Origin of the sequence: Pseudomonas kilonensis, assembly GCF_001269885.1 — a bacterium.
Classification (GTDB): domain Bacteria; phylum Pseudomonadota; class Gammaproteobacteria; order Pseudomonadales; family Pseudomonadaceae; genus Aquipseudomonas; species Aquipseudomonas kilonensis.
In genome coordinates, this window is record NZ_LHVH01000003.1 from 19201 (window position 1) to 44846 (window position 25646).

Sequence of the window (25646 nt, forward strand, 5' to 3'; positions counted from 1 at the left end):
CTCTTGTCATTTAACTGTCTTGCGCCGCATTAGATAACGGAATTATTGCAGTCGTGTGACAGTTATTTCGGGGGGCGGCAGTGAAAGGGATCCTGGACTAAGCTTCTCAGTCCGAATTCTGACAACTACAAAGGAAGGTTTCCATGAAACAAATGACTGTTTCTTTCAAAGCCCTGCTGATGGCTGCTGCCCTGACGCTGCCTGGATTGGCGATGGCAGCCGATCCTGCGATGGAAAAGGACGGTATGTTCACCGACCATAAGGGCATGACGCTTTACACCTTCGCCAAGGACTCGGCCGGCAAGTCGGCGTGCAATGACAAGTGTGCCACCAATTGGCCGCCGCTGATGGCTGAGGCAGGTGATAAATCCATGGGTGACTGGACCGTGATCAAGCGTGATGATGACTCAATGCAGTGGGCCTATCAGGGTATGCCGCTGTATACCTTCGTGATGGACAAGAAGGCCGGAGACATGACTGGCGACGGCAAAATGGACGGTGCCTGGAAGGTCGCCAAGCCCTGACTGAAATATTTCCACCAAGGTAACGACAGATCATCTGTGGCGAGGGGGTTTATGTGGGAGCAAAGCTTGCTCGCGAAACAGGCACCTCGATTTCTAAGAGACCGCAGCGCCTTCATCGCGGGCAAGCCTTGCTCCCACATAAATTCCCTCGCCACAAGGGGAATCAACGCAACGCGTAATCCAGCACAATCCCCACGAAAATCGCCAACCCGGCCCAGTGGTTGTGCAGGAACGCCTTGAAGCAGCGCATCCGGTCCCGGTCACGGGTGTACCAGAACTCCCAGGCGAAGCACGCGGCAGCGGCCACCAGCCCCAGGTGGAACCAGCCGCCGAGTTGGAATTTCGACCCGGCCAGCAGCAGGCAGCCCAAGGCCAGGCCTTGCAACGTCAGGATGATCACCCGGTCGGCATCGCCAAACAGGATCGCCGTGGACTTCACGCCAATGCGCAGGTCATCGTCCCGGTCGGTCATCGCGTAATAGGTGTCGTAGCCCACCGTCCACAGCAGGTTGGCGATGTACAGCAACCAGGCGGCGGCCGGCAGATGACCGGTTTCGGCGGTGAACGCCATCGGCATGCCCCAGGAGAACGCCGCGCCCAGGACTACTTGCGGGTAGTAGGTATAGCGCTTCATGAACGGGTAACTGAACGCCAGCGCCAGGCCACCGAGGGAGAGCAGGATAGTCGGGGCGTTGGTGCACAGCACCAGCAGGAAACTCACGCTCATCAGCACGGCGAAGAACACCAGCGCCTCTTTCGAACTGATCTTGCCGCTTACCAGCGGGCGCTGCTCGGTGCGCTTGACGTGACCGTCCACCTTGCGGTCGGCCCAGTCATTGATCACACAGCCGCCAGCGCGGGTCAGCACCACGCCGAGGACGAAGATCACCACGTTGGCGATGGACGGCGAGCCTTCACCGGCAATCCACAACGCCCACAACGTCGGCCACAGCAGCAGGTAGATGCCAATGGGCTTGTCCATACGGGTCAGTTGCACGAAGTCCCACGCCCGTGGATTCAGGCGGTTCAAGGATTTGAGCAGTTGCACGTACATCAGAAATTCTCCGAATAGGCGCGGGCGACGGTCCACAGGCGCGGCAGGAAAATTTCCGCCACTAGCACGCTCAACGCACCGCGGTCGAAACGTGAGCGGCGACCCCACAGCCCGCTGGCGCGCACTTCTTCCGGCAACCCGGCGTCGGGGTAATGGCAGACCTCGATGGCTCGGCGCTGGAACGCCTGGTCGCAAAACAGCAACTCCCCCAGGGAACGGCTACCCAGTTCGTCCATCTGCAAGCCGTCACCCTGCAAGGCGCTGCGCGCCGCCACACTGCGGGCGAACACCCAAGGCTGGTCGCGGCCGCGCAGATACACCTCGCGCACCCAGCCCTCGCTGCCCTCGGCCAGGTCCAGGGCCGCGCATTCGTCGGTGCGCAATGGCTGCCAGCCTTCGAACAACGGCGTGACGCTGAAATGGCCGTCCGACAGGCGCGTGAGGCGCCGGGTCAGGGAGCCTTCGTCGAACAGCCAGTCGAGGACACCTGCATCGGGCCGGGGCGACAGCAGGGGCTGGGGCAGCCATTGGAGTGTAGGAAATATCGAATTTGTATGCGGCACAGAGGTCTTGAATGGCAGCAAATGAGGGCGCGAGCTTACCATGTCGGTCGGTGATTTTGACTGGCCCGGCCGCCTGCCCTGCTGATCGTGCTTGCATCTGTCGCGACCGATCAGTACAAAACGGCCCTGAGCCGGAAAATACCGGCCAAGGCCTGACATCTTGAGGAAGTATTGGAATGAAGAAGTGGCAATGTATCGTCTGCGGCCTGATCTACAACGAAGCTGACGGCTGGCCTGAAGATGGCATCGCGCCCGGCACTCGCTGGGAGGACGTACCGGCAGACTGGCTGTGCCCGGACTGCGGCGTCGGCAAGATGGATTTCGAAATGATCGAAATCAACTGATCGTTCCTCACCTGCATGGAGAGCATCAAATGGAGAGCAACATGAGTGCACCTGTCGTCATCGTCGGTACTGGGCTGGCCGGTTACAACCTGGCCCGGGAGTTTCGCAAGCTCGATAGCGAAACCCCGTTGCTGCTGATCACCGCGGACGACGGTCGCTCGTATTCCAAGCCGATGCTCTCCACAGGTTTTGGTAAAAATAAGGACGCTGACGGCCTGAGCATGGCCGAACCGGGCGCGATGGCCGAGCAACTCAAGGCCGAAGTACGTACCCACACCCGTATCAGCGGTATCGATCCGGGCCACAAACGGCTGTGGATCGGCGAAGAGGCGGTGAGCTACCGCGACCTGATCCTGGCCTGGGGCGCCGAAACCGTGCGCGTACCGGTGCAGGGCGATGCGGCGGAGCTGATCTTTCCCATCAACGACCTGGAAGACTACGCACGCTTCAGGGCCGCGGCCGCTGGCAAGCGTCGAGTGTTGTTGCTGGGTGCCGGCCTGATTGGTTGCGAGTTCGCCAACGACCTGAGCCTGGGTGGCTACGAAGTGCAGCTGGTGGCGCCGTGCGAGCAAGTGATGCCGACGCTGTTGCACCCGGCCGCTGCCGCAGCGGTCCAGGCTGGGCTGGAAGGCCTTGGCGCGCGTTTCCACCTGGGCCCGGTGCTCAACCGCTTGCAGAAGGTCGCCGACGGGCTGGAGGCGCACCTGTCCGACGGCCAGGTGATCGCCTGCGACCTGGTGGTTTCGGCCATCGGCCTGCGCCCACGCATCGATCTGGCAGCCGCGGCGGGCCTGGTGGTCAACCGCGGCGTCGTGGTCGACCGCCACCTGAAAACCTCCCACGCCAACATTTACGCCCTGGGTGACTGCGCCGAGGTCGATGGCTTGAACCTGCTGTATGTCATGCCGCTGATGAGCTGTGCCCGCGCCCTGGCCCAGACCCTGGCCGGCAACCCGACGGCCGTCAGCTACGGCGCCATGCCGATTACTGTAAAAACCCCGGTGTGCCCACTGGTGGTGTCGCCACCGCCGCGAGGCAGCGAGGGCGTGTGGAGTGTCGAAGGGCAGGGCGCGGATATCAAGGCACTATGCCGCGACGCTCAAGGCAATCTGCTGGGCTACGCGCTGACAGGTGCGGCGGTGATGGAGAAACTGGCACTGAACAAGGAACTTCCACCCCTGCTGGCGTAAATACTGGTCGTTCTGTCGCAAAAACCCTACTTTTGGTCCCACAAAGGTCGCCCGGCCACTGGCGCCGTTTTCGGCACCGTGCCATCCTCACTCCCGTCTGCCGCAGAGTAGAGCCTGCGGCGCCTTAGGGGCTGTTCCAAAGAGAACGGCACGGACATAACAACAAAAAAACCGTCAAAGGGGCTTCATTCATGCGTAAACCAGAACTCGCCGCCGCCATCGCGGAAAAAGCAGACCTCACCAAAGAACAAGCCAACCGCGTCCTCAACGCCGTCCTCGAAGAAATCACCGGTGCCCTGCATCGCAAGGACAGCGTCACCCTGGTGGGCTTCGGCACTTTCCTGCAACGCCACCGCGGCGCCCGCACTGGCAAAAACCCACAGACCGGTGAGCCGGTGAAGATCAAGGCCAGCAACACCGTTGCCTTCAAACCAGGCAAATTCCTGAAAGACAGCGTCAACCCGTAATTGCTGCGGAGTACCTCGGCTAGGGGGAAGAAAGCGGCAATCAAAAAGGGCATACCGATGAATCGGTATGCCCTTTTTTGTGCTGGGTTGTCCGTGGCGAGGGAGCTTGCTCCCGCTGGGTCGCGAAGCGGCCCTAAAAGCGACGACTGCTGCGCAGCCGAGCGGGAGCAAGCTCCCTCGCCACAGGATTTGGAGATGCCCCTGTGGGAGCGAGCTTGCTCGCGATGACGTCCGCCTAGTCAGTAGACGTCTTCGGCGCTGCCAACGCCTTCAAGGCCGCTTTGCGCTCGTCGATCGGCAATTTTCCGAGCTTTTCCACCGCTGCGTAAAACCCGATCCAGTCCCCGCCCTCCTGCTTGAACAGCGCCGCAAACGCCGGCACCCACTGGTCATATAGTCCGAACGGCAGCAACCGCGCGTTGTTCAGTGGGGCATAGACCCAGGCATCGTAGCGTTTGTCGCCGGCCCATTGAGTGTCGCGCAACTGCTCATAGTCGGTGCGCAGGCGTTCGAATGCCTGTGTCTTGCGTTGGCGCATCTGGTCGGTCGGCAGGGGGTGGGCGTAGAGCTTTTCCAGGCGCTGGCGGGTGTCGAGGATCAATTGGATGAATTGGTCGCGCTGGCGCACCTGCTTGCCGTTATCCGGCGCCAGCCCACGACTGGCGCGCCATTGCCGGCTGCCTTCCTGCTCGACGAAGGTGGCGAAGGACTCATTGAATTCGGTGTCGTCCTTTACATAAAAGCGCTGGTGCGCCAGTTCATGAAAGATCAGCGTCGCCAGGCGTTCGTCGCCCCAATGCATCATCGAACTCAGGATCGGATCATTGAACCAGCCCAGCGTCGAGTAGGCCTCTACACCACCGATCGACACGTCCATGCCCTGCAAACGCTGCAATGCGGCCTCGCCACGGGCGGCGCCCTGGCTGTAATAACCGCGATAAGCCACGCAACCGGCAATCGGGAAACAATGATTTAGCGGCGCCAGGGAAAACTCCGGCGTGGCGAAGACATTCCAGACGACGAATGGCCGGCCAATGTCCGCATACAGGCGATAGCTTTGATTGTCCGGCAAGTGCAGGTGAGCGCTGGCGAACGCCCGTGCCTCGCGCGCCTGGGTCAGGTGCGCCTTCAGTTGGGCATCACGAGCAGGGTCGGCAATGACCTGGTCGATAGGCTCCCGGGCCTGCAACAACCGCAGTTGCCCACCGACGAGCTGGCTGTAGTAACCGGCGCTTGTGCAACCGTTCAGTAACAAAAGCAGGAGGCCTGGAAACAAAGTCTGGAAAACGCGGTCGAGTAACCGATGGCTTGAACGCGGCCTGATCAATTGGAATCACCCTGGGAAGTCTGTCCACAAGACTATCTCGCTTGCCTGGAGCTTCGCTATGCGCGTGTTGATGCTGACGAGCGGCCTGTTGCTGCTGACCGGTTGCGCCGGTTTGCCTGATCCTGATCCATCCCAAGCGTGGATCGACCTGGGAAACCAGCAGGACACCGCGCTGCAAGCGTTAAAAGTCGATGACAGGACGTCCATCGACCGGCGCTATTTCGAAGTGCAACCCGGCAGCCATGAACTGACGGTGCGTTATCAATTTGCCGTCGAACCCGGCAACATCGGCCCGGATGCCGAGCCGCTGTGGCGTGATTGCCGGTTGAACGTGAAATTCAAGGACTTCAACGCCGGCCAACGTTACCAGCTGCAGGCCGGCAGCATTGGTTTCCGGCCATGGGCCAAGCTTTACGATCAGCAACGCAAAGTGGTGGGGCAAGGTACGCCGGCGGGCTGCCAGCAAACGTGATTGGCGCTATGCTCAGGGTCTGATTTCAGGAAATTCACCATGCGCTTACCTCTGCTGTTACTGGTCCTGGTCTCCATGAGCAGTTGTGCAACGAGCCCACTGCCCCAGGTCGATCCGAACATGGCGTGGATCGATTTCGCTACCCCCATGCCGGGCGGCAAAATGCTGATGGCTGAAAGCCTGGATGGCCAGCGATTGCGAGACGGCCGGTTTTTTCAGGTTTCGCCGGGCAGCCACGAACTGAAAGTGCGCTTCGACTTCGAAGTGTTTAGCGGTGGTGGGTTGGGCATGCAAGCCGAACCGCAAGAGCGGCTGTGCTACATGCTCGTGCGTTATGATCATTTCGAGGCCGGCCAGCGCTATCGGCTGGAGGCTCGCAACCTGGCGTTCACGCCCAGCGCCCGGCTCTATGATGCCAAGCGTCAAATCGTGGCCGAAGAGCGACAAATCAATTGCGTTCCGTAGAGCGTCCTAGCGGTCGTTCTTCTGGTAGATGATCTTCTTCGTGCCGCCTTCGCAACTGCCCACCACCATGTTCTGGTCGTGAACTTCGTCATTCGTGACGATTTCCAGGGTGTAGGACGACACGTTATTGGCTTGGATCTTCGCTTCGATTTCCGCTTTCAGCTCTTCGCAGGATTTGGGTGCTGCAAGGGCTGATGCAGTGAATGCGCAACCGATGACCACCAAGGCTGCTCGTTTCATGTTCGAATTCCTCATGGCAGCGCGCACTGCCTGTGCGCTGAAACTGCAGGCTTCATTCGATCACAATTGCGCCAGGGTAAACAGCTCGACTGTATTCAAGAAATCGCAGCCTTCGGCAGCGCCTGCGAAGGCTGCGCCCCTTTCACGCGTCAGTTCAACAGCGTCGCATCCAGGGTGATCTGGGCGTTCAATACCTTGGAAACCGGACACCCTTCCTTGGCCTTCTTGCTCAGTTCGTCGAATTGCGCCTGGCTGGCGCCGGGGATTTTCGCCTTGAGCACCAGCTTGACCGCCGTGATCGCGAAACCGCCATCGACCTGGTCCAGGGTCACTTCAGCATTGGTGTCGATGCTGTCGGCCTTGAGCCCGGCATCGCCGAGGATCATCGAAAAGGCCATGGAAAAGCAGCCGGCGTGGGCCGCGCCGATCAATTCCTCTGGGTTGGTGCCCTTGCCGCCTTCGAAGCGCGCCTTGAAGCCGTAGGGCGCTTCGCGCAGCACACCGGTTTCCGTGGAAATGGAGCCGATACCGGTTTTCAGGTCACCTTCCCAATGAGCCGATGCTTTCTTGATGATAGCCATGTCTGCCTCCTGAAGATCCGGCGCGAGAGCGCGCCTGGGTGTTTTTTTAACTGTCTGGGTTGTGAGGATAGACCGCCCGGAAAAGTTCACCTTGTCGATTAGCCGACGAATTTAGTAGGAAAATTCTTCGCGGCTATTGAAACTCGGGTATATGCCCACATTGCATGGAACACACCTTTAGAAACGGCAGGCTTTTGCCCTCGGGAAAAGCCCGGAACGCCGTTGGAGATCCCGGCCCATGAAACAGCTGTCCGAAGTGAAATTCTCAACCCTCGACCTGGTGCCTGTCCGCGCCGATGGCAATGCCGCCCAGTCCTTGCGCAACTCGCTGGACCTGGCGCAGCACGTGGAAAAATACGGTTACACCCGCTTCTGGGTGGCCGAACACCACAACATGGACGGTATCGCCAGTTCCGCGACGGCGGTGCTGCTGGGTTATCTGGCGGGGGGGACTTCGACCATTCGTGTCGGCTCCGGAGGCGTCATGTTGCCCAATCACGCGCCGTTGATCATCGCCGAACAGTTCGGCACGCTGGAAAGTCTCTACCCGGGTCGAATCGACCTGGGGTTGGGGCGTGCGCCAGGTTCCGACCAGATGACCGCCCGGGCGCTGCGTCGCGAGCGCTCCGGCAGCGCGGACGATTTCCCCGAAGACGTGGCCGAGCTGATGCGTTATCTGGGCCCACGCACCCCGGACCAACGCATCATCGCCATGCCTGGCACCGGCACCAACGTGCCGGTGTGGCTGCTGGGTTCGAGCCTGTTCAGTGCGCAATTGGCCGGTGAGCGCGGTTTGCCCTACGCGTTCGCCTCCCATTTCGCACCGCGCTACATGCACGAGGCGATTCGTATCTACCGTAACCATTTCAAACCGTCGGCAGTGCTCGACAAGCCTTATGTGATGCTCGGCGTGCCGCTGGTGGCGGCGGACACGGATGAACAGGCCGATTACCTGGCGACGTCGGTGTACCAGCGGATCCTGGCGCTGATGCGCGGCCAGAGCCTGGTGCAGCGTCCGCCGGTCGACACCATGAACGGCCTCTGGTTGCCCCATGAAAAAGAAGCGGTTGGTGATTTCCTGGGACTGGCCATGGTCGGCAGCCCGCAGAAGATTCGCGCCAAGCTCGACGTGTTGATCGAGCAAACCCAGGCCGATGAGCTGATTTTCACCAGCGACCTGTACGAGCATGCCGATCGTTTGCACTCATACGAGTTGCTGGCGCAGGTCATGAAAGGCTGAATGACGCGCATAAAAAAGCCGACGCACTGCGTCGGCTTTGACGTTCGAAAAGAATCACTTTTTATAGACGATTTCTTTCGTACCGCCCTCACAGGTGCCTACGACTTTTCCGTCAGCCGCTGCGCCCTTATCGACGATTTCCAGCGAATAACCTGACACCCCCTTGGCATCCAGCTTCGCCGCGATTTCGCTTTTCAGCTCCTCGCAGGGCTTGCCGGCCGCAAACGCACCACCGGCAAGGCTCAGCAAACCCAGGGCTACCATCAACTTTTTCATCGCTCGCACTCCTTGGTCGGATCAAATAGGGCAGGTATTGGAAAAACAGGATGCGCACACCATAGCGCATCGCCATTCCCTATGGCACTCCGCCAGCGTGCAAGTTCACCGCCCCTCAGCTATTGGCAATCCGGAAGCCGACTTTGATGGTCACTTGGAAGTGCGCTGCCCGGCCGTTTGCGATGTGGCCGCGGGTTTCCGTGACTTCGAACCACTCCAGGTGCTTGAGGCTTTTGCTGGCCTCGGCCAGGGCGTTGTTGATGGCGTCTTCAATGCTGGTGGGAGACGAGCCGACCAGCTCGACTTTTTTGTAAGTGTGATGATCACTCATGAGGTTCTCCTTGGTTGTTTTTAACAGCCTAGCAGCGATTTTTCGTCATACGTGTGTCGCCGTTTGCGCGCTGAAGTTCAGATTTACTGCACTTTCAGAAACGTCCGCAGTCCCAATTCACACACGCCACTCAACCACTGCAGGAGAGAGCCACCATGGCCAGCAATTCGTTACGCAAAGCCTCGTTGCAAAGCATGGAAGCGGAGATCGAGAGTCTGCTCAAGTCGTTGGAAAGCCTGAAGGACGACGCTTCGGACGAGTCGCGTAAGACCCTCAAGTCGCTCAAGGCCAATGCCGAGAACGCCCTGAAACATTCTCGCCATCTGCTCAGCGACGCGTATGAAGAGGTCAAGGTGAAAACCCGTGAAACCGGGATCGCCACACGCGACTACGCGCAGGAACACCCATGGACCACAGCGGGTGTCGCGGTCGGTGCGCTTGGTTTACTGGCGGCTTACTTGCTGTGCAAACGCGGTGACTGAGTCGGTTGGCTCAGCTCATGCCTGAGCCACTGGGCCAATTGCCGAGCGCGCCCGTCTGCGGCGCGCTTGGGTAGCCACAACGCCAGGCGCGCCGCCGTCTCATCGAAACCCCACGGCGCGACCAGGCGACCGGCGCGCACGTCCTCAGCCACCAGCGGCTCGGGCGCGATCGCCACGCCGAGCCCCGCTACAGCGGCCTCCAGCAAATAATACAAATGCTCGAATCCTTGCCCGAATTTCAATGCCCGGGGATCAAGGCCGTTTTGCTGTGCCCAGGTCGGCCAGGCCTGTGGGCGGGAGGTGGTGTGCAGCAATGATTCGTCCAGCAACGCGCTGGCCGGTGCGGCCTGCAGGCGGGCGAATCCGGCGTAGTTCGGGCTCATCACGGGGCCGATCCGCTCGCTCACCAGTTCATACACCTGCATGTCGGCCGGCCAGGGTGGTTCGGCGAATACCAGCAAGGCGTCCAGTCCCGGTCGCCTGGGGTCCAGGTCGCCCTCGCCAGCAGACAGGTGCAGGCGCAAATCCGGCAGGTCGGCATTGAGCCTGCCCAGGCGGGGAATAAACCAGCGTGCCAGCAAACTTCCCGAGCAGCCCAGGACAAACGGGGCATCGGCCGTGCTTTGGGTCAGCTCTGCACAAACACCACGCAGTCGCTCGAACGCATCGGCGCTGACATCCCGCAGGCGCAGGCCGGCATCTGTGAGTTTCAAGCCGCGTCCATCCTTGACGAACAGGCTGACACCTAAATGCTCTTCCAGTACCTTCAGCTGTCGACTTACAGCGCCATGGGTGACGTGCAGCTGTTCGGCCGCCTGGCTTACGCTGTTCAGGCGGGCGGTGGCCTCGAAGGCGCGCAAGGCGTTGAGGGGGGGAAGGTCGTGGCTCATGTGATCTGTGAGTTTTTCTGACAGGTTGTGGCGATCTTATCGGTTTTCAGTCGGGGATGTCAGGGGTAGAGTGAACCTCATTGTCTTTCAACGCATTTGCTTGGAGCGCCCGATGACCCAGTCCACGACCCCTTTCAACCTGCGCAGCGGTCCCGATGCCAACGGCCTGTTCGGTGCGTTCGGTGGCCGCTATGTGGCCGAAACCCTGATGCCGCTGATCCTCGATCTGGCCCGCGAATACGAAGTGGCGAAGGAAGATCCGGCGTTCCTCGAAGAATTGGCCTACTTCCAGCGCGATTACGTCGGTCGTCCGAGTCCGCTCTACTTCGCCGAGCGCCTGACCGAATACTGCGGCGGCGCCAAGATCTATCTCAAGCGTGAAGAGCTGAACCACACCGGCGCGCACAAGATCAACAACTGCATCGGCCAGATCCTGCTGGCGCGGCGCATGGGCAAGAAACGCATCATCGCCGAGACCGGCGCCGGCATGCACGGTGTGGCCACCGCCACCGTAGCCGCGCGTTTTGGCCTCGATTGCGTGATCTACATGGGTACCACCGACATCGAGCGCCAGCAGGCCAACGTGTTCCGCATGAAGCTGCTGGGCGCTGAAGTGATCCCGGTGGTCGCTGGCACCGGTACCCTGAAGGATGCAATGAACGAGGCCCTGCGTGACTGGGTCACCAACGTTGATAGCACGTTCTACCTGATCGGTACGGTGGCTGGCCCGCATCCGTATCCGGCGATGGTGCGTGACTTCCAGGCCGTGATCGGCAAGGAAACCCGCGAGCAGTTGCAAGCCCAGGAAGGTCGCCTGCCGGACAGCCTGGTGGCGTGCATCGGCGGCGGCTCCAACGCCATGGGCCTGTTCCACCCGTTCCTGGACGACAAGAGTGTCGAGATCATCGGCGTCGAAGCCGCCGGTTATGGCATCGAGACCGGTAAGCATGCGGCGAGCCTGAACGGCGGCGTCCCCGGTGTACTGCACGGCAACCGCACCTTCCTGTTGCAGGACGACGACGGTCAGATCATCGACGCCCATTCGATTTCCGCAGGTCTCGACTACCCCGGTATCGGTCCGGAACACGCCTGGTTGCACGACATTGGCCGCGTCCAGTACACCTCGGTGACTGACGCCGAAGCCCTGGAAGCCTTTCACAAATGCTGCCGACTGGAAGGGATCATTCCTGCATTGGAAAGCGCCCATGCCCTGGCGGAAGTGTTCAAACGCGCACCCAACCTGCCGAAAGATCACCTGATGGTGGTCAACCTGTCCGGCCGTGGCGACAAAGACATGCAAACCGTGATGCACCACATGGAACAGTCCCAGCAGGAGAAACACTGATGAGCCGCCTGCAAACCCGTTTTGCCGAACTCAAGGAACAGAACCGCGCCGCCCTGGTGACTTTCGTCACGGCTGGCGACCCGAACTACGACACCTCGCTGGCGATCCTCAAGGGCCTGCCGGCGGCCGGTGCCGACGTGATCGAGTTGGGTATGCCGTTCACCGACCCGATGGCCGATGGCCCGGCGATCCAGTTGGCAAACATCCGCGCCCTGGGGGCCCAGCAGAACCTGGCGAAAACCCTGCAGATGGTTCGTGAGTTCCGCAAAGACAACAGCCAGACACCGCTGGTGCTGATGGGGTACTTCAACCCGATCCACCGTTATGGCGTGCAGCGTTTCATTGGCGAGGCGCTGGAATCTGGCGTGGATGGCCTGATCGTTGTGGACATGCCGCCCGAGCACAACAGCGAACTGTGCGAACCGGCCCAGGCAGCTGGCCTGGACTTCATCCGCCTGACCACGCCAACCACCGACGACGTGCGTTTGCCGACGGTGCTCAACGGCAGTTCGGGCTTTGTATATTACGTGTCGGTGGCGGGTGTGACCGGTGCCGGTGCCGCGACGCTGGAGCACGTGGAAGAAGCTGTGGCGCGGCTGCGTCGCCACACCGATTTGCCGATCAGCATTGGTTTCGGTATTCGTACGCCGGAGCAGGCGGCGGCCATCGCACGATTGGCTGATGGGGTGGTGGTGGGCTCGGCGCTGATCGACCATATCGCCAGTGCCGATACGTCGGAGCAGGCGATTGATGGCGTGTTGAGCTTGTGTGCCGCCCTGGCTGATGGTGTGCGCAAGGCGCGTCTAGGCTGATTTTGATTCGACTCGCAGGCACAAAAAAGGGTTCAGAACTAAGTTCTGAACCCTTTTTTATTGCGCATGAAATGCTTGGCGGTTGATGTCTGAGGCCTGGCTTTTGTGGCGAGGGGATTTATCCCCGCTGGGGCGCGAAGCGGCCCCAATTCAGCTCCATGCAGTATCGACTTCTCGGGACTGCTTCGCAGTCCAGCGGGGATAAATCCCCTCGCCACAGGTTCATCATGTCGCCTGTCTTAACATGTGGCAGGGAGATCAGGGCAACTCCAACCCGCCCCCGGCCTTGTGCAGTTTGCGCAAATGCTCGCCGATCGCTTTCACATTGGCCTCGCTGGCAGCAATTTCAGCCGCGCGACTCGGCTCAAGCAATGCCCGGACTTCCTTGTCCAGGTCGCCTGTCAGCGTTTGAAGCTGTTTCTGACGCAAGCTGCTTTCCGATTCCAAACGTTGCCACTCGCTGGGTTGCGGCAAGCCGTAGCCGCTGCTGCCCAACAACTCGGCGGGACGGCTGAGGAAGCCGCTGTTGGCGAGGATCTGCTGCAACGTCGCGTTAGCCCTTTCCATACCGCCATTCTGCAATTCACGGGCTCCGAGGTAACGCTGTTTGACTTCATCCTGCGCCAACAGCAGTTGCCGACGATAACTGGCCTGTTCCAGCAGCAACAGCGCCGCGCTGGTGCGCAGGTCGGCCTTTTCGAACCAGACGCGGCGTTCGGCGGCGTCCAGGGCCAGCCAGTCTTCCACCGTTTGCTGCTTGATCGGCAGATACTTCTTCAGCACATCGAACATCGCCTGATACCGCTCACGGAATGAGTCGAAGCGGTAGCCCAGGCGCAAGGCTTCCTTGGGATCATCCAGCACGCTGGTGTCCGCCAGGCCTCGGCCCTTGAGGACTTCCAACAAGCCGTTGGGCAGGATGCTGTCCAGGCCGTTGAGCTGCGCGTTATTGCTGCCGCTGCGTAGCAACTTCAAGCTTTCCACGGCGCAGTTATTGGACAGGAAGTAATAGTTGCCGTCGTAGCTCCAATGCATTTCGGCGGCGTGCTCGACCGTCTCCTCGATCTCGGTGCGCGACAGGTTCAGCGGCACCGATGCCAGGCTGCGCAGTTCGGTCTTGGTGTATTCATCGATCACTTGGGCCAACGGCAATACGAACAGGCGCGACGGGTATTTGCCGACCAGCCCATCCCAACTCGACAGCTGCACATCGCCGACGAAGGCGCGGTATGACAGCACCAGGTGTTGGTCCAGATCCAGTCGGCAGTCCGGGCCACGTGGACGACCCGGTGCGCAGATTACCAGCCGGAGCATGCTGTGGCCCCAGCGGCTCACCCAGTTCTGGTTGGCTTCGGCCAGCAGGTAATCAATGGCATAGACCCGCTCGGGATCAACTTTGCCCAGTGGCGTCTTGGCGAAGTCGTTGCCGGCGTTGAGGAACGCGAACGATTTGGCGCAGGTGTCCTTGGCTGCGGGTGCCCAGTCGAAGTGTTCCTGGTAATAGCGATACAGGGCGGGGCGTCGGCAGGCGTAGCTCGGGTCGAGGAGAAAGTACTCCATGTTGACCGCGACGAACTCCTTGGGGCTGCTCGTTTCATAGAGATCCGGGCTGCGGGCGACTTGGCGGTTGTGCTGTTCCCGCTCACCGCGCCGGCCGACGTATTGTGGCCAGCCGGCGAGGTCCAGCAACCGAGGATCATCGCTGAGGGTGAAGCGGCGGTCGTTCTGGCCCCGGCATTCATCGGGAAGGCCGATCAACCCGGCGCTGCTGTTGCGTCGAGTGCAACGCTGGATCAGCGCACGCTCGGCATCGGGCCATAGACGCGAGCGGTCATAAATGTGGGTCAGTTCGTGCAAAACGGTGGCGAGCATTTCCCGTCGCACGGTGCCGTGGGGGCGATGGGTCTTTTGCGTCGCGGCGCTGCCGTCGACAAGGCTGTCGAGCAGGTTGCTGTTGAGGTCCAGTTGCGACACCAGCGAGGCCTGGCCGTAGGCGTTGGCCGGCATCTGGTCGGTCCAGCCGACATCGATGCGTCGGTCCAGCCGCTCGATGAATCGCGGCGGCAGCGCCTGCATGGCTTCATCGAGCAGCGCCTGGCTGGCCTGCTGTTGCGCCGGGCTCAGTCCTTCGACGTTGAGGTGCAGTTGCAGGCCGGCCTGGGCCATGCTGCCCGTGAGCAGCAAGACCCCGGCCGCCAGCCAGGCGGCGAATCGCCTCACAATGCGAGGATGGCTTCGGCGAGAACCTGGTCACTGGCGTCGCGGGCTTCCGGCATGCGGGTGCGCAAGGTGTCGAAGGCGGCCTCGAGATGAGCGCCACGAATCTCACCATTACTGGCGACAAAACTGGCCGCATCGTCATGGGCTTCGCGGACGATTTTTGAGTCACGGATGGAGGTGGTGGTGTCGGAAGTGAAATCAATCGTGCGCTGGGATGCGCGAACGATGATGTTACTGGTGGCTACCAGGGTATGTGCCTGGGCCACATCGGCCAACACCAGCAGGCCTAGGGCGGCAGCAATCAGCGGGCTACGCATGGAACGACTCCGGAGAAATAAGGATAACTATTGGACGAGAATTGCCTGTGCCAGTTCAAGGTCGCTGACGTGAAGTTTTGGCTGGGTCCGGCGCAGGTAATCCAGGGCCGATTCCAGTTGTGCACCTCGCAACTGCCCGTCGCTGGCAATGAAGGCCGCAGCGTCATCGTGAGCGGCGACGATCAGTTTATGGTCGAAGGGCGCGGAGGTCACCATGCTCGTGGCATAGCCGCTGACCACCACTTGCTGGGTGGACACATCGAAAGCATGGGCCGGAACAGACCAACAAAAAACGACGAAGAAAGACGCGATGAACAGATCTGAGTAAAAACGCATGGGGCTCGACGGTTGATGGCGAGCCTGAAGGCTAGCGCAAACCTGCGGGCCAGAGCCAGCGCTGAAACATCGGAACACCATTTGGTGCCCGATGTTTCATGTTGCATCAGATCACCAGGATAGCCTGGGCCAGCTGTGCATCGGTGGCGTTGAGCTGTGGTGCCTGCTGGCGGATGTAATCCAGGGCACTTTCCAGTTTCACACCCCGGATGGCGCCTTCGCTGGCCACGAAGCTGGCGGCGTCATCACGGGCGGCTTGAACGATCTTGTTGTCCCGCAGTGATGAGGTTGCATCGGAGGTCACGTCGGACGTGGCCTTGAGTGCGCCGACGATCGAGTCAGTGGTAACGATAAAGCTGCTGGCGTTGGAGTGGGCGGCTACGGCCAGCAGGGCAACTGCGCTGAGCAGGCGAAGACGGATCATGAGGAAACTCCTTGAAGGATGAGGTGATGCCGGTGCGTGTAGCTGGAAGAAGAGACGCATGCTCGACTCGCTTCGCCACGTTCGTATCGATATTAGGACAGAACGCGTTGGCTGACAGCCCTTTGCAACAGTCATCGGCAGCATGATGCCCGCATTGGGCGCTACGGCTCAAGATTAACTGTACTGGTATGTTTTTGATTGTCAGAAAACTGTTATGTCTCTCCGGTCTTCAAAAAAACGGGCCCGGAAACGACAAGACCCGTCGCGGTTTCCCGCGACGGGTCTTGTTTGTTCAATTCGGTGCTGGCGGTGGACCCGGTGGGTCAGGGCCAGCGACGCTGAGTTAGCGCCAGAACGGCTTGCTCAGCTCTTCGTAACGTTGTGCTTCGCTGATACCGGCGTCAGCCAGCAGGCGCGAATCCAGACGAGCCAGTTGGTGGCGGCTGGCGATGCGGCGCTGCCACAACATCAGGTTAGCGATAACGCGAAGAGGCAGGGAAGCCTGGTTTTTTTCAGCTTTGTCTTCGAAAAACAGCTCGGAACTGAGTGTACGTTCCATGGTTGACATCCTTCCGCTTGTGGCGGGATTAGGTAGTGGTTTAACTGGTGCCCATGATCCTCTCGTTTGGCCAGTCTCTCTAGATACAGTTCACCTGTATTGTGAGAGACCAGTTAACTGTTAAAGAGCGGTGTACTGGTCAATATTGAGGCAACTGTACCTATCAGCACTGTATTGGTGCGTTTTAGGTGGTTGCCTAATGTTTTGTGGGAAAAGACTGTAAGAAAACACCGGTACAGCAGTACAGTTTTTGTCGCGTCAGGCTTGAGTGCCAGCCTCCAATCAAAACTGTATTTGCGATAGCGGTGATCCAGCTGTATCAGACGGCCAACATGCGCCCGGTTTCTTCGAGGTTGACGTGCCAACTCAGTGCATTGCGCAAGATATGCGGGGTATGCCCACCTAGAGCGCACGCTGCTTCGAAATAATCATTCAACGCCTGGCGGTAGGACGGGTGCACGCAGTTGTCGATGACCACTCGTGCCCGCTCCCTTGGCGCCAGGCCACGCAGGTCGGCCAGGCCGATCTCGGTCACCAGGATGTCGACATCGTGTTCGGTATGGTCCACATGGCTGACCATCGGCACGACACTGGAAATGGCGCCGCCCTTGGCAATCGACTTGGTGACGAAAATCGCCAAGTGGGCGTTGCGGGCGAAATCCCCCGAACCGCCAATGCCATTCATCATCCGAGTGCCGCAGATGTGGGTGGAGTTGACGTTGCCGTAGAGGTCGAACTCCAGCGCGGTGTTGATACCAATGATGCCGAGGCGGCGTACGACTTCGGGATGGTTGGAGATTTCCTGCGGGCGCAGGACCAGTTTGTCCTTATACCTTTCCAGATTTCCGAATACGTCGGCGTTACGTCGACTCGACAGCGTGATAGAGCTGCCGGAGGCGAAGCCCAGCTTGCCAGAATCGATCAAGTCAAATGTCGAGTCCTGCAGGACCTCGGAATACATGGTCAGGTCTTCGAACGGGGAATCGATCAGCCCGCACATCACAGCGTTGGCGATGTTGCCAATCCCGGCCTGCAACGGCCCGAGCTTGTTAGTCATGCGCCCGGCTGCAACTTCCTGCTTGAAGAAGTCGATCAGGTGATCGGCGATGGCCTGGGTGTCGCTGTCCGGAGGCGCGACGGTCGAAGGCGAGTCCCCTTGGTTGGTGATGACAATGGCGGCAATTTTTTCCGGCGGGATCGGGATGGCGGGGCTGCCAATACGGTCGTCGACTTTCACCAGGGGGATCGGGGTGCGGGTCGGGCGATAAGTCGGGATATAGATGTCGTGCAAGCCTTCCAGGTTCGGGTTGTGGGCCATGTTGATCTCGATGATCACTTGCCGGGCGAAGATGGCGAAACTGGCCGAGTTACCTACCGATGTGGTCGGTACGATATGCCCTTGCTCGGTGATGGCCACCGCTTCGATCACGGCAATGTCGGGCAGCTTGAGCTGGCCGTTGCGCAGTTGCTCAACAGTTTCCGAGAGATGCTGGTCGATGAACATCACCTCGCCTGCGTTGATCGCCTTGCGCAACGTGCTGTCGACCTGGAATGGCATACGTCGCGCCAGCACGCCGGCCTCAGTGAGTTCCTTGTCGAGGTCGTTACCCAGGCTCGCACCGGTCATCAGGCTGATTTTCAGCGGAGTGACCTTGGCGCGCTCGGCCAGGGCGTGGGGCACTGCTTTCGCTTCTCCGGCGCGGGTAAAGCCGCTCATGCCGACGGTCATGCCGTCCTGAATCAACAAGGCTGCTTCGGCAGCGCTCATCACTTTATTCAATAACGAAGGCAAGCGGATGCGATCACGGTACATAGGTTGTTATCTCGGGCTGGAAAGCAAGATGCGCAGTCTAGTGAATTCGCGCGGTGCCCGACCCGCTACAAAGGTCGCATTTGAGGCCTCTATTACGGGGGTTTCAGGCAAAACATTATTACCGGATCGGTAACGTTCGGCCTTGATACAAATCAAAACGCCCCGACAAGTCGGGGCGTTGATGGTGAAGCCGTGAGCGTTATTCCACCGCTTTGACCATGTCTTCGATGACCTTCTTGGCGTCACCGAACACCATCATGGTCTTGTCGAGATAGAACAGTTCGTTGTCCAGGCCCGCATAGCCGCTGGCCATCGAGCGCTTGTTGACGATGATGGTCTTGGCCTTGAAGGCCTCGAGGATCGGCATGCCGGCAATCGGCGACTTCGGATCGTTCTTCGCCGCCGGGTTGACCACGTCGTTGGCGCCCAGCACCAGCACCACATCTGCCTGGCCGAACTCGGAGTTGATGTCTTCCATCTCGAACACCTGGTCGTAAGGCACTTCGGCCTCGGCCAGCAATACGTTCATGTGCCCGGGCATGCGACCGGCCACCGGGTGGATCGCGTATTTAACGGTCACACCGTGGTGGGTCAGCTTCTCGGTCAGCTCTTTCAGCGCGTGCTGCGCCCGTGCCACCGCCAGGCCGTAGCCTGGGACGATGATCACCGTGTCGGCGTTGGTCAGCAGGAAGGTCGCGTCGTCAGCCGAGCCGGATTTCACTGGGCGGGCTTCTTTGGAGCCTGCCGGGCCAGCAGCATCTGCTGTGTTGCCGAAACCGCCGAGCAGCACGTTGAAGAACGAGCGGTTCATCGCCTTGCACATGATGTACGACAGGATCGCACCGCTCGAACCCACCAACGAACCGGCAATGATCAGCATCGAGTTGTTCAGCGAGAAACCGATACCCGCGGCGGCCCAACCGGAATAACTGTTGAGCATCGAGACCACCACCGGCATGTCCGCGCCGCCGATCGGGATGATGATCAGCACGCCCAGAACAAAGGCCAGGGCCAGCATCAAGGCGAACGCGCCGAGGTTGCCGGTGAACATGAAGGTCAGGCCCAGGCCCAGCGTTGCCAGGCCCAGGATCAGGTTGAGCTTGTGCTGGCCACCAAACTGTACCGGTGCGCCCTGGAACAGACGGAACTTGTACTTGCCGGAGAGCTTGCCGAAGGCGATCACCGAACCGGAGAAGGTAATTGCACCAATGGCTGCGCCGAGGAACAGTTCCAGGCGGTTACCGGCCGGAATCGAATCACCCAGTTGCTTGACGATGCCCAGGGATTGCGGCTCGACGACCGCCGCGATGGCAATGAACACCGCCGCCAGGCCGATCATGCTGTGCATGAACGCCACCAGCTCGGGCATCTTGGTCATCTCGACGCGCTTGGCCATGATCGAGCCGGCGGTACCGCCGACCAGCAGGCCGACGATGACGTAGCCGATGCCAGCAGTGGCCAGCTCAGCACCGAGCTTATAGATGAGGCCCACAGTGGTGATCACCGCCAGCGCCATGCCGAGCATACCGAACAGGTTGCCACGGCGAGAGGTGGTGGGGTGCGACAGGCCTTTGAGGGCCTGGATGAAGCAGATCGACGCGATCAGGTAGAGCGTCGTTACCAGGTTCATGCTCATTACTTGGGCGCCTCTTCTTTTACGGCTTTCGGGGCTTTTTTCTTGAACATCTCAAGCATGCGGCGCGTCACCAGGAAGCCACCGAATACGTTGACCGCGGCCAGGGCCACGGCGAGGGTGCCCATGGTCTTGCCCAGAGGCGTTACGGTCAGCGCAGCGGCGAGCATGGCGCCGACGATCACGATCGCCGAAATGGCGTTGGTCACCGCCATCAATGGTGTGTGCAGCGCGGGTGTTACGTTCCAGACCACGTGATAACCGACATAAATTGCCAGCACAAAGATGATCAGGTTGTAGATACCGGGGGAGATAAGCTCTTCCATTGTCTGAATCCCTGCTTAGGCGTTTTTGCGGATGACTTGGCCGTCGCGGCACATCAGGCACGCGGCAACGATGTCGTCTTCCAGGTTCACGTCGAACTGACCTTCCTTGGTGAAGACCAGCTTCAGGAAGTCCAGCAGGTTGCGGGCGTACAGCGCCGAAGCGTCTGCCGCGACTTCACCGGCCAGGTTGGTCGGACCGCAAATGGTCACGCCATTCTCGATCACGACCTGGTCGGCCACGGTCAGCGGGCAGTTACCACCCTGGGCTGCCGCGAGGTCGATGACCACCGAGCCGGGTTTCATCTGCGCGACGGTTTCGGCACTCAGCAGTGTCGGTGCCTTGCGGCCCGGAATCAGTGCGGTGGTGATGACGATGTCCGCCTGCTTGGCGCGCTCGTGCACCGCTTGGGCCTGGCGCTGCATCCAGCTGGCCGGCATCGGCCGGGCGTAACCACCGACGCCGACGGCGCATTCACGCTCTTCGTCGGTTTCGTAAGGCACGTCGACGAACTTGGCGCCAAGGGATTCGATTTGTTCCTTGACCGCCGGACGCACATCCGAGGCTTCGATCACCGCGCCCAGGCGCTTGGCCGTGGCAATCGCCTGCAACCCGGCCACGCCTGCGCCGAGAATCAGCACGCGCGCCGCTTTCACGGTGCCTGCGGCGGTCATCAGCATTGGCATGAAGCGCGGGTAGTGGTGGGCGGCCAGCAGCACGGCTTTATAGCCGGCAATGTTCGCTTGAGACGACAGCACGTCCAGGCTTTGGGCGCGGGAGGTTCGTGGCGCGGCCTCAAGGGCGAAAGCGGTAATACCGCTTTCGGCCAGCTTGGCGATGGTTTCGTTGTTGAACGGATTGAGCATGCCCACCAGAACGGTGCCGCTCTTGATCAGCGCCAGTTCGCTGTCGCTGGGGGCAACCACCTTGAGGATCAGCTCGGCCCCGAATGCATCACTGGCACTGCCAATGCTTGCGCCCGCCGCCTCATAGGCACTGTCGATAACGCTGGCCTTGATGCCGGCGCCGCTTTGAACAGTGACTTTATGGCCTTGGCCGATCAACTTCTTGATGGTTTCCGGGGTAGCAGCAACCCGTGTTTCACCCGTTTGGGTTTCGAGGGGAACACCAATGTGCACGTCAAATCTCCTGCGTGATCTTATTGAGTAAACCCAGGCACTTCGGATGGTGCGGCTGGGGCGGCCGATCAGCACGATCCCGCCAAACCAGGCGGGGCGCGGCATTTTGCAGGCGAAAATTCAGCCCTTCAAGGGATTATGACGGGTGACGGAAAATTAACTACAAGTCACCCTGTGACCGAATGTCGCAATTATCGATCGGCATCCCTTGTAGGCCGTGCTTTCCAAGGATTCAGGTTCAAATTGACAACTTTTCCCATCGGTCAGATGAATAGGCCCTGATGCGCTGCGCAATATGGCTCAAAGCCATGTATTTAAACGCTTTGGAGACTACTGCACGGGCTTCATAACAGATTGACTGAATGCGACATAAACTTATATCTGTAGCGTCTTCTGTTAGTTGACTACCTAAGTCTGTTTTAAGTTTTTCTTCATTAATCAAGGTGATAGTTGCTTGCTTGCTTCACGAGCCAATCGCGAAAAGCTCGAAGAGAGGCGGATTCGACCTTTCGCTCTGGAATCATCAGGTAGTAGGCCTTGATGCTCGATAGCGCGCTGCGGTTGGCCACGACCAGTCGTTTCTCTGCCAGCTCGCGCTGGATCAAGAAGGGCGGAATCAGCGCAATGCCCATGTCGTGCATGGCCGCTTGGGCAAGCATGGAGAATAGTTCATAACGCGGGCCTGTCAGGTCTCGTGCAATGTTCAGGTTCTGGGCGTTGAACCACTGGCGCCACGCATACGGGCGAGTGGTCTGCTGGAGCAGGGGCAATTCGGCGATGGCCTCAGGTGTCAGGCTCGTCCGGCCTCCCAGTAAGGTAGGGCTGCATACCGGCATCGGATTTTCGCCCATCAGTTTGTGGGATTCGGTACCGGACCAGTCCGCATCACCAAAATAGATGGCGGCGTCAAACTCTGTGTCCGCAAAGAGAAAGGGCCGCGTGCGGTTGGTCAGGTTGACGGTGACTTCCGGATGCTGCTGCTGGAAGTCCTTGAGGCGTGGCAGCAGCCATTGGGTGCCGAAGGTCGGCACGACGGCCAGTTCAATCACGTTCGCACCGGTGTGGCCCATTACTGAAAGCGTGTCGCGCTCGACGGCATCCAGTTGGGTGGCAACTCGACGGCTGTAGGAAAGGCCGGCTTCGGTCAGTTTGACGCCTCGACGTGAGCGTCGGAAAAGCTCCACGCTGAGGAAGTCTTCCAGGCTGGCGATCTGTCGGCAGATAGCGCCTTGCGTAAGAGAAAGCTCGTGCGCCGCCTTGGTGAAGCTCTCATGGCGTGCAGCTGCTTCGAAACTGATCAGGGCGGTGGTGCTGGGGATTTTACGGCGCATGTACGCAAGCCTCACTCAATATCGACATAAACTGGGTTTATGGCGTTTACGGAGTGAGAAATTAGCACAAGATAGTGCGCAATCCTCGTTTGCCCTTGTAGGAAAGCGCGCCTAGGATCAATCCACGATTTCCATTTAATTGGCGAGGACTCTTTCATGGCCGGTAAAGCGAGCTTCAACTGGATCGATCCATTGTTGCTGGATCAGCAGCTCACCGAAGAAGAACGCATGATCCGCGACACTGCCGAGCAGTTCGCCCAGCAGAAGCTCGCGCCGCGGGTGCTGGAAGCGTTCCGCCATGAGAAGACCGACCCGGCGATTTTCCGCGAGATGGGTGAGGTGGGCCTGTTGGGGGCAACCATTCCTGAACAGTACGGCGGCAGTGGGCTGAACTACGTCAGCTATGGCCTGATCGCTCGCGAAGTCGAGCGCGTCGATTCCGGTTATCGCTCAATGATGAGCGTGCAGTCCTCGCTGGTCATGGTGCCGATCAATGAATTCGGTACCGAGGCGCAAAAACAGAAGTATCTGCCAAAGCTGGCGTCTGGTGAATGGATCGGTTGCTTTGGTCTGACCGAGCCGAACCATGGTTCTGACCCGGGCGCGATGATTACTCGTGCGCGCAAAGTGGAAGGCGGCTACAGCCTGACGGGTAGCAAAATGTGGATCACCAACAGTCCGATCGCCGACGTCTTTGTCGTCTGGGGTAAGGATGATGCGGGCGATATCCGCGGCTTCGTGCTCGAGAAGGGCTGGAAGGGGCTGAGTGCGCCGGCTATTCATGGCAAGGTCGGCCTGCGCGCCTCCATCACTGGCGAAATCGTGATGGACAACGTATTCGTTCCGGAAGAGAACATTTTTCCCGATGTCCGCGGCCTGAAGGGCCCGTTTACCTGCCTGAACTCGGCGCGTTATGGCATCTCCTGGGGCGCTTTGGGGGCGGCTGAGTTCTGCTGGCACACCGCTCGCCAGTACACGCTGGACCGACAGCAGTTTGGGCGTCCGCTGGCTGCCAATCAGTTGATCCAGAAGAAGCTGGCCGACATGCAGACCGAAATCACGCTGGCCTTGCAGGGATGCCTGCGTCTGGGGCGTATGAAAGATGAAGGCACGGCAGCGGTCGAGATCACCTCGATCATGAAGCGCAACTCCTGCGGCAAGTCCCTGGATATCGCTCGCATGGCGAGGGACATGCTGGGTGGCAACGGTATTTCCGATGAGTTCGGTATCGCTCGTCATCTCGTGAACCTGGAAGTCGTAAACACCTACGAAGGTACTCACGACGTTCATGCGCTGATCCTGGGGCGTGCTCAAACCGGTATCCAGGCGTTCTATTAATAGGAGAACGTTCATGGGCGCGCTTTCGCATCTGCGGGTACTGGATTTATCGAGGGTCCTGGCCGGGCCGTGGGCCGGACAGATCCTGGCGGACCTGGGGGCTGATGTCATCAAGGTCGAGCGTCCCGGCAATGGTGACGACACGCGCGCCTGGGGGCCGCCGTTCCTGAAGGATGCCCGAGGCGAGAACACGACCGAGGCGGCTTATTATCTGTCGGCCAATCGCAATAAGCAGTCGGTGACCATCGATTTCACGCGTCCAGAGGGGCAGCGGCTGGTGCGAGAGCTGGCGGCCAAGTCCGACATCCTGATCGAGAATTTCAAGGTGGGCGGGCTGGCGGCTTATGGCCTGGACTATGAGTCGCTAAAGGCGATCAATCCGCAATTGATCTATTGCTCGATCACTGGGTTTGGCCAGACGGGCCCTTATGCCAAGCGTGCCGGGTATGACTTCATGATTCAGGGGCTGGGGGGGCTGATGAGCCTGACTGGCCGCCCTGAGGGCGATGACGGGGCGGGGCCGGTGAAGGTGGGGGTCGCGCTGACGGATATCCTCACGGGGCTGTATTCGACTGCTGCTATTTTGGCGGCGCTGGCTCATCGGGATCATGCCGGTGGCGGGCAGCACATCGATATGGCCTTGCTGGATGTTCAAGTGGCTTGCCTGGCCAACCAGGCGATGAATTACCTGACCACAGGTAATGCGCCGAAGCGGTTGGGCAATGCCCATCCGAACATCGTGCCCTATCAGGATTTTCCTACCGCCGATGGCGATTTCATCCTTACGGTGGGTAATGACGGCCAGTTCCGAAAGTTCGCTGAGGTTGCCGGTCAACCGCAGTGGGCTGACGACCCGCGTTTTGCCACAAACAAACTGCGGGTGGCGAATCGGGCGGTGTTGATTCCGTTGATTCGCCAGGCGACGGTGTTCAAGACCACCGCCGAGTGGGTGACTCAATTGGAGCGGGCGGGTGTGCCGTGTGGACCAATCAACGACCTTGCCCAGGTGTTTGCCGACCCTCAGGTGCAGGCGCGTGGATTGGCGATGGAATTGCCTCACGTACTGGCCGGTAGCGTGCCGCAGGTGGCCAGTCCGATTCGACTGTCCGAGACACCGGTGGAATATCGCAATGCGCCCCCTTTATTAGGGGAGCATACGCTGGAGGTGCTGCAGCGAGTGCTGGGCTTGGATGAGGCCGCGGTGAAGGTGTTCAGAGAGGCGGGGGTTCTTTGAGCGTTCTCTTCTATATAGAGGAGCGTTTTAAAGGGCGATCTCCAGTGCTGCGCAACTTATTGATAGAAAAGCGAAATTAAGGGTTGACGGCAGATTCTGGAAGTCTATAATTCGCCCCACTTCCGGCGCAGTCGAAACGGAAAACTCCTTGAGATTCAATGAGTTAAGTAAGTTTCGAAGGTGTTGGGCTTCAGGTCATCGAAGCCCGGAAGGAGCAGATAGAGCGGTGTTGTTTGGCTCTATCGGCGATTCGATCTTCTCGGTCGAAAGCGGTGAAAAAGAGGTGTTGACAGCAGCGAGTAACGCTGTAGAATTCGCCTCCCGCTAACGAGAGATCGGAAGCGCAAGTGGTTGAAGTTGTTGATGTTTCCGAAG

At 59.7% G+C, this 25646-nt stretch carries 30 protein-coding genes; 12 read left to right on the forward strand and 18 right to left on the reverse strand.

Features of this window, described 5'->3' with window-relative positions; genetic code table 11:
• The first annotated feature begins 143 nt into the window (after positions 1–143).
• Positions 144–524, forward strand: a complete 381-nt coding sequence (locus tag AD662_RS00595) for a COG4315 family predicted lipoprotein (protein WP_018609963.1) — start codon at positions 144–146, stop codon at positions 522–524.
• A 163-nt stretch (positions 525–687) separates the two neighbouring features.
• On the opposite strand, the gene ubiA is transcribed toward AD662_RS00595, so the two are convergent.
• Together ubiA and AD662_RS00605 are read right to left on the reverse strand one after the other, a co-directional pair.
• Positions 688–1578 carry a 4-hydroxybenzoate octaprenyltransferase gene (ubiA, locus tag AD662_RS00600; RefSeq protein WP_018609961.1) on the reverse strand — a complete coding sequence of 297 codons (891 nt, stop codon included), beginning with the start codon at positions 1576–1578 and terminating at the stop codon, positions 688–690.
• Positions 1578–2141, reverse strand: coding sequence for a chorismate--pyruvate lyase family protein (locus AD662_RS00605; protein ID WP_033062741.1), 564 nt, complete (start codon positions 2139–2141; stop codon positions 1578–1580). Before AD662_RS00605 ends, ubiA begins: the two co-directional genes overlap by 1 nt.
• 176 nt (positions 2142–2317) lie before the next feature.
• Between AD662_RS00605 and AD662_RS00610 the strand changes: the two genes are divergently transcribed.
• The 3 genes from AD662_RS00610 to AD662_RS00620 all read left to right on the forward strand — a co-directional run bounded on the left by AD662_RS00610 (position 2318) and on the right by AD662_RS00620 (position 4142).
• The gene (locus tag AD662_RS00610) at positions 2318–2485 is read left to right on the forward strand and encodes a rubredoxin (RefSeq protein WP_053184894.1); all 168 of its coding nucleotides are present in this window, start codon (positions 2318–2320) and stop codon (positions 2483–2485) included.
• 41 nt (positions 2486–2526) lie between these two features.
• Positions 2527–3675: an NAD(P)/FAD-dependent oxidoreductase gene (locus AD662_RS00615; RefSeq protein WP_053184909.1), complete on the forward strand. Its 1149-nt coding sequence runs from the start codon at positions 2527–2529 to the stop codon at positions 3673–3675.
• Positions 3676–3866: 191 nt separating this feature from the next.
• The gene (locus tag AD662_RS00620) at positions 3867–4142 is read left to right on the forward strand and encodes an HU family DNA-binding protein (protein WP_003177201.1); all 276 of its coding nucleotides are present in this window, start codon (positions 3867–3869) and stop codon (positions 4140–4142) included.
• Between the two features lie 235 nt (positions 4143–4377).
• Here AD662_RS00620 and AD662_RS00625 read toward each other — a convergent pair whose 3' ends face one another.
• On the reverse strand, positions 4378–5469 hold the full coding sequence (locus tag AD662_RS00625) for an aminopeptidase (RefSeq protein ID WP_053184897.1): 1092 nt from the start codon (positions 5467–5469) through the stop codon (positions 4378–4380).
• A 58-nt stretch (positions 5470–5527) separates the two neighbouring features.
• On the opposite strand from AD662_RS00625, the gene AD662_RS00630 reads away from it, so the two are divergent.
• Positions 5528–5941, forward strand: coding sequence for a PA0061/PA0062 family lipoprotein (locus AD662_RS00630; RefSeq protein WP_053177467.1), 414 nt, complete (start codon positions 5528–5530; stop codon positions 5939–5941).
• 39 nt (positions 5942–5980) lie between these two features.
• Entirely contained in the window at positions 5981–6406 is a 426-nt protein-coding gene (locus AD662_RS00635; protein ID WP_053177469.1) for a PA0061/PA0062 family lipoprotein, read from the forward strand.
• Between the two features lie 6 nt (positions 6407–6412).
• Here AD662_RS00635 and AD662_RS00640 read toward each other — a convergent pair whose 3' ends face one another.
• Both AD662_RS00640 and AD662_RS00645 read right to left on the reverse strand, forming a co-directional pair.
• Complete coding sequence (locus AD662_RS00640; RefSeq protein WP_018609944.1) at positions 6413–6646, reverse strand: DUF1161 domain-containing protein; 234 nt, start codon at positions 6644–6646, stop codon at positions 6413–6415.
• Positions 6647–6795: 149 nt separating this feature from the next.
• The gene (locus AD662_RS00645) at positions 6796–7227 is read right to left on the reverse strand and encodes an OsmC family protein (protein ID WP_018609942.1); all 432 of its coding nucleotides are present in this window, start codon (positions 7225–7227) and stop codon (positions 6796–6798) included.
• 238 nt (positions 7228–7465) lie between these two features.
• Between AD662_RS00645 and AD662_RS00650 the strand changes: the two genes are divergently transcribed.
• Positions 7466–8467 (forward strand): LLM class flavin-dependent oxidoreductase, encoded by a 1002-nt coding sequence (locus AD662_RS00650; protein WP_053177472.1) that lies wholly within the window; start codon positions 7466–7468, stop codon positions 8465–8467.
• Positions 8468–8521: 54 nt separating this feature from the next.
• Here AD662_RS00650 and AD662_RS00655 read toward each other — a convergent pair whose 3' ends face one another.
• The gene (locus AD662_RS00655; RefSeq protein WP_018609939.1) at positions 8522–8743 is read right to left on the reverse strand and encodes a DUF1161 domain-containing protein; all 222 of its coding nucleotides are present in this window, start codon (positions 8741–8743) and stop codon (positions 8522–8524) included.
• Between the two features lie 115 nt (positions 8744–8858).
• Positions 8859–9074, reverse strand: coding sequence for a dodecin (locus AD662_RS00660; protein WP_014335909.1), 216 nt, complete (start codon positions 9072–9074; stop codon positions 8859–8861).
• 155 nt (positions 9075–9229) lie between these two features.
• On the opposite strand from AD662_RS00660, the gene AD662_RS00665 reads away from it, so the two are divergent.
• Positions 9230–9556, forward strand: coding sequence for an ElaB/YgaM/YqjD family protein (locus AD662_RS00665; protein ID WP_003196426.1), 327 nt, complete (start codon positions 9230–9232; stop codon positions 9554–9556).
• Here AD662_RS00665 and AD662_RS00670 read toward each other — a convergent pair.
• Positions 9529–10446: a LysR family transcriptional regulator gene (locus AD662_RS00670; RefSeq protein WP_053177474.1), complete on the reverse strand. Its 918-nt coding sequence runs from the start codon at positions 10444–10446 to the stop codon at positions 9529–9531. The genes AD662_RS00665 and AD662_RS00670 overlap by 28 nt on opposite strands.
• A 112-nt stretch (positions 10447–10558) precedes the next feature.
• On the opposite strand from AD662_RS00670, the gene trpB reads away from it, so the two are divergent.
• Positions 10559–11791, forward strand: a complete 1233-nt coding sequence (gene trpB / locus AD662_RS00675; protein ID WP_014335911.1) for a tryptophan synthase subunit beta — start codon at positions 10559–10561, stop codon at positions 11789–11791.
• Positions 11791–12603, forward strand: a complete 813-nt coding sequence (trpA, locus tag AD662_RS00680) for a tryptophan synthase subunit alpha (protein ID WP_018609915.1) — start codon at positions 11791–11793, stop codon at positions 12601–12603. Before trpB ends, trpA begins: the two co-directional genes overlap by 1 nt.
• Positions 12604–12861: 258 nt before the next feature.
• On the opposite strand, the gene AD662_RS00685 is transcribed toward trpA, so the two are convergent.
• From AD662_RS00685 to AD662_RS00730, 10 genes are all read right to left on the reverse strand, one after another.
• Entirely contained in the window at positions 12862–14823 is a 1962-nt protein-coding gene (locus AD662_RS00685) for a DUF7844 domain-containing protein (RefSeq protein ID WP_053177477.1), read from the reverse strand.
• Positions 14820–15140, reverse strand: coding sequence for a DUF2388 domain-containing protein (locus AD662_RS00690; RefSeq protein ID WP_053184900.1), 321 nt, complete (start codon positions 15138–15140; stop codon positions 14820–14822). The genes AD662_RS00685 and AD662_RS00690 overlap by 4 nt, the downstream gene beginning before the upstream one ends.
• 27 nt (positions 15141–15167) lie before the next feature.
• The gene (locus AD662_RS00695) at positions 15168–15476 is read right to left on the reverse strand and encodes a DUF2388 domain-containing protein (protein ID WP_024616321.1); all 309 of its coding nucleotides are present in this window, start codon (positions 15474–15476) and stop codon (positions 15168–15170) included.
• 106 nt (positions 15477–15582) lie between these two features.
• On the reverse strand, positions 15583–15900 hold the full coding sequence (locus AD662_RS00700) for a DUF2388 domain-containing protein (RefSeq protein WP_003196441.1): 318 nt from the start codon (positions 15898–15900) through the stop codon (positions 15583–15585).
• Between the two features lie 343 nt (positions 15901–16243).
• Positions 16244–16459 carry a DUF1127 domain-containing protein gene (locus AD662_RS00705; RefSeq protein ID WP_003187014.1) on the reverse strand — a complete coding sequence of 72 codons (216 nt, stop codon included), beginning with the start codon at positions 16457–16459 and terminating at the stop codon, positions 16244–16246.
• A 319-nt stretch (positions 16460–16778) separates the two neighbouring features.
• Entirely contained in the window at positions 16779–18272 is a 1494-nt protein-coding gene (gene scpC, locus AD662_RS00710; protein WP_053184904.1) for a succinyl-CoA:acetate CoA-transferase ScpC, read from the reverse strand.
• 199 nt (positions 18273–18471) lie between these two features.
• Complete coding sequence (locus AD662_RS00715; protein ID WP_053177479.1) at positions 18472–19908, reverse strand: NAD(P)(+) transhydrogenase (Re/Si-specific) subunit beta; 1437 nt, start codon at positions 19906–19908, stop codon at positions 18472–18474.
• A complete protein-coding gene (locus AD662_RS00720) occupies positions 19908–20231 on the reverse strand; it encodes an NAD(P) transhydrogenase subunit alpha part 2 (RefSeq protein WP_003187010.1) in 324 nt (107 codons plus the stop codon). The genes AD662_RS00715 and AD662_RS00720 overlap by 1 nt, the downstream gene beginning before the upstream one ends.
• Before the next feature lie 15 nt (positions 20232–20246).
• Positions 20247–21368 (reverse strand): Re/Si-specific NAD(P)(+) transhydrogenase subunit alpha, encoded by a 1122-nt coding sequence (locus AD662_RS00725; protein WP_053177481.1) that lies wholly within the window; start codon positions 21366–21368, stop codon positions 20247–20249.
• A gap of 434 nt (positions 21369–21802) precedes the next feature.
• A complete protein-coding gene (locus tag AD662_RS00730; protein WP_053177483.1) occupies positions 21803–22699 on the reverse strand; it encodes a LysR family transcriptional regulator in 897 nt (298 codons plus the stop codon).
• A gap of 156 nt (positions 22700–22855) precedes the next feature.
• On the opposite strand from AD662_RS00730, the gene AD662_RS00735 reads away from it, so the two are divergent.
• Together AD662_RS00735 and AD662_RS00740 are read left to right on the forward strand one after the other, a co-directional pair.
• Positions 22856–24037 (forward strand): acyl-CoA dehydrogenase, encoded by a 1182-nt coding sequence (locus AD662_RS00735; protein ID WP_014335919.1) that lies wholly within the window; start codon positions 22856–22858, stop codon positions 24035–24037.
• A gap of 13 nt (positions 24038–24050) precedes the next feature.
• Complete coding sequence (locus AD662_RS00740) at positions 24051–25271, forward strand: CaiB/BaiF CoA transferase family protein (RefSeq protein WP_053184907.1); 1221 nt, start codon at positions 24051–24053, stop codon at positions 25269–25271.
• Positions 25272–25646 lie beyond the last annotated feature (375 nt).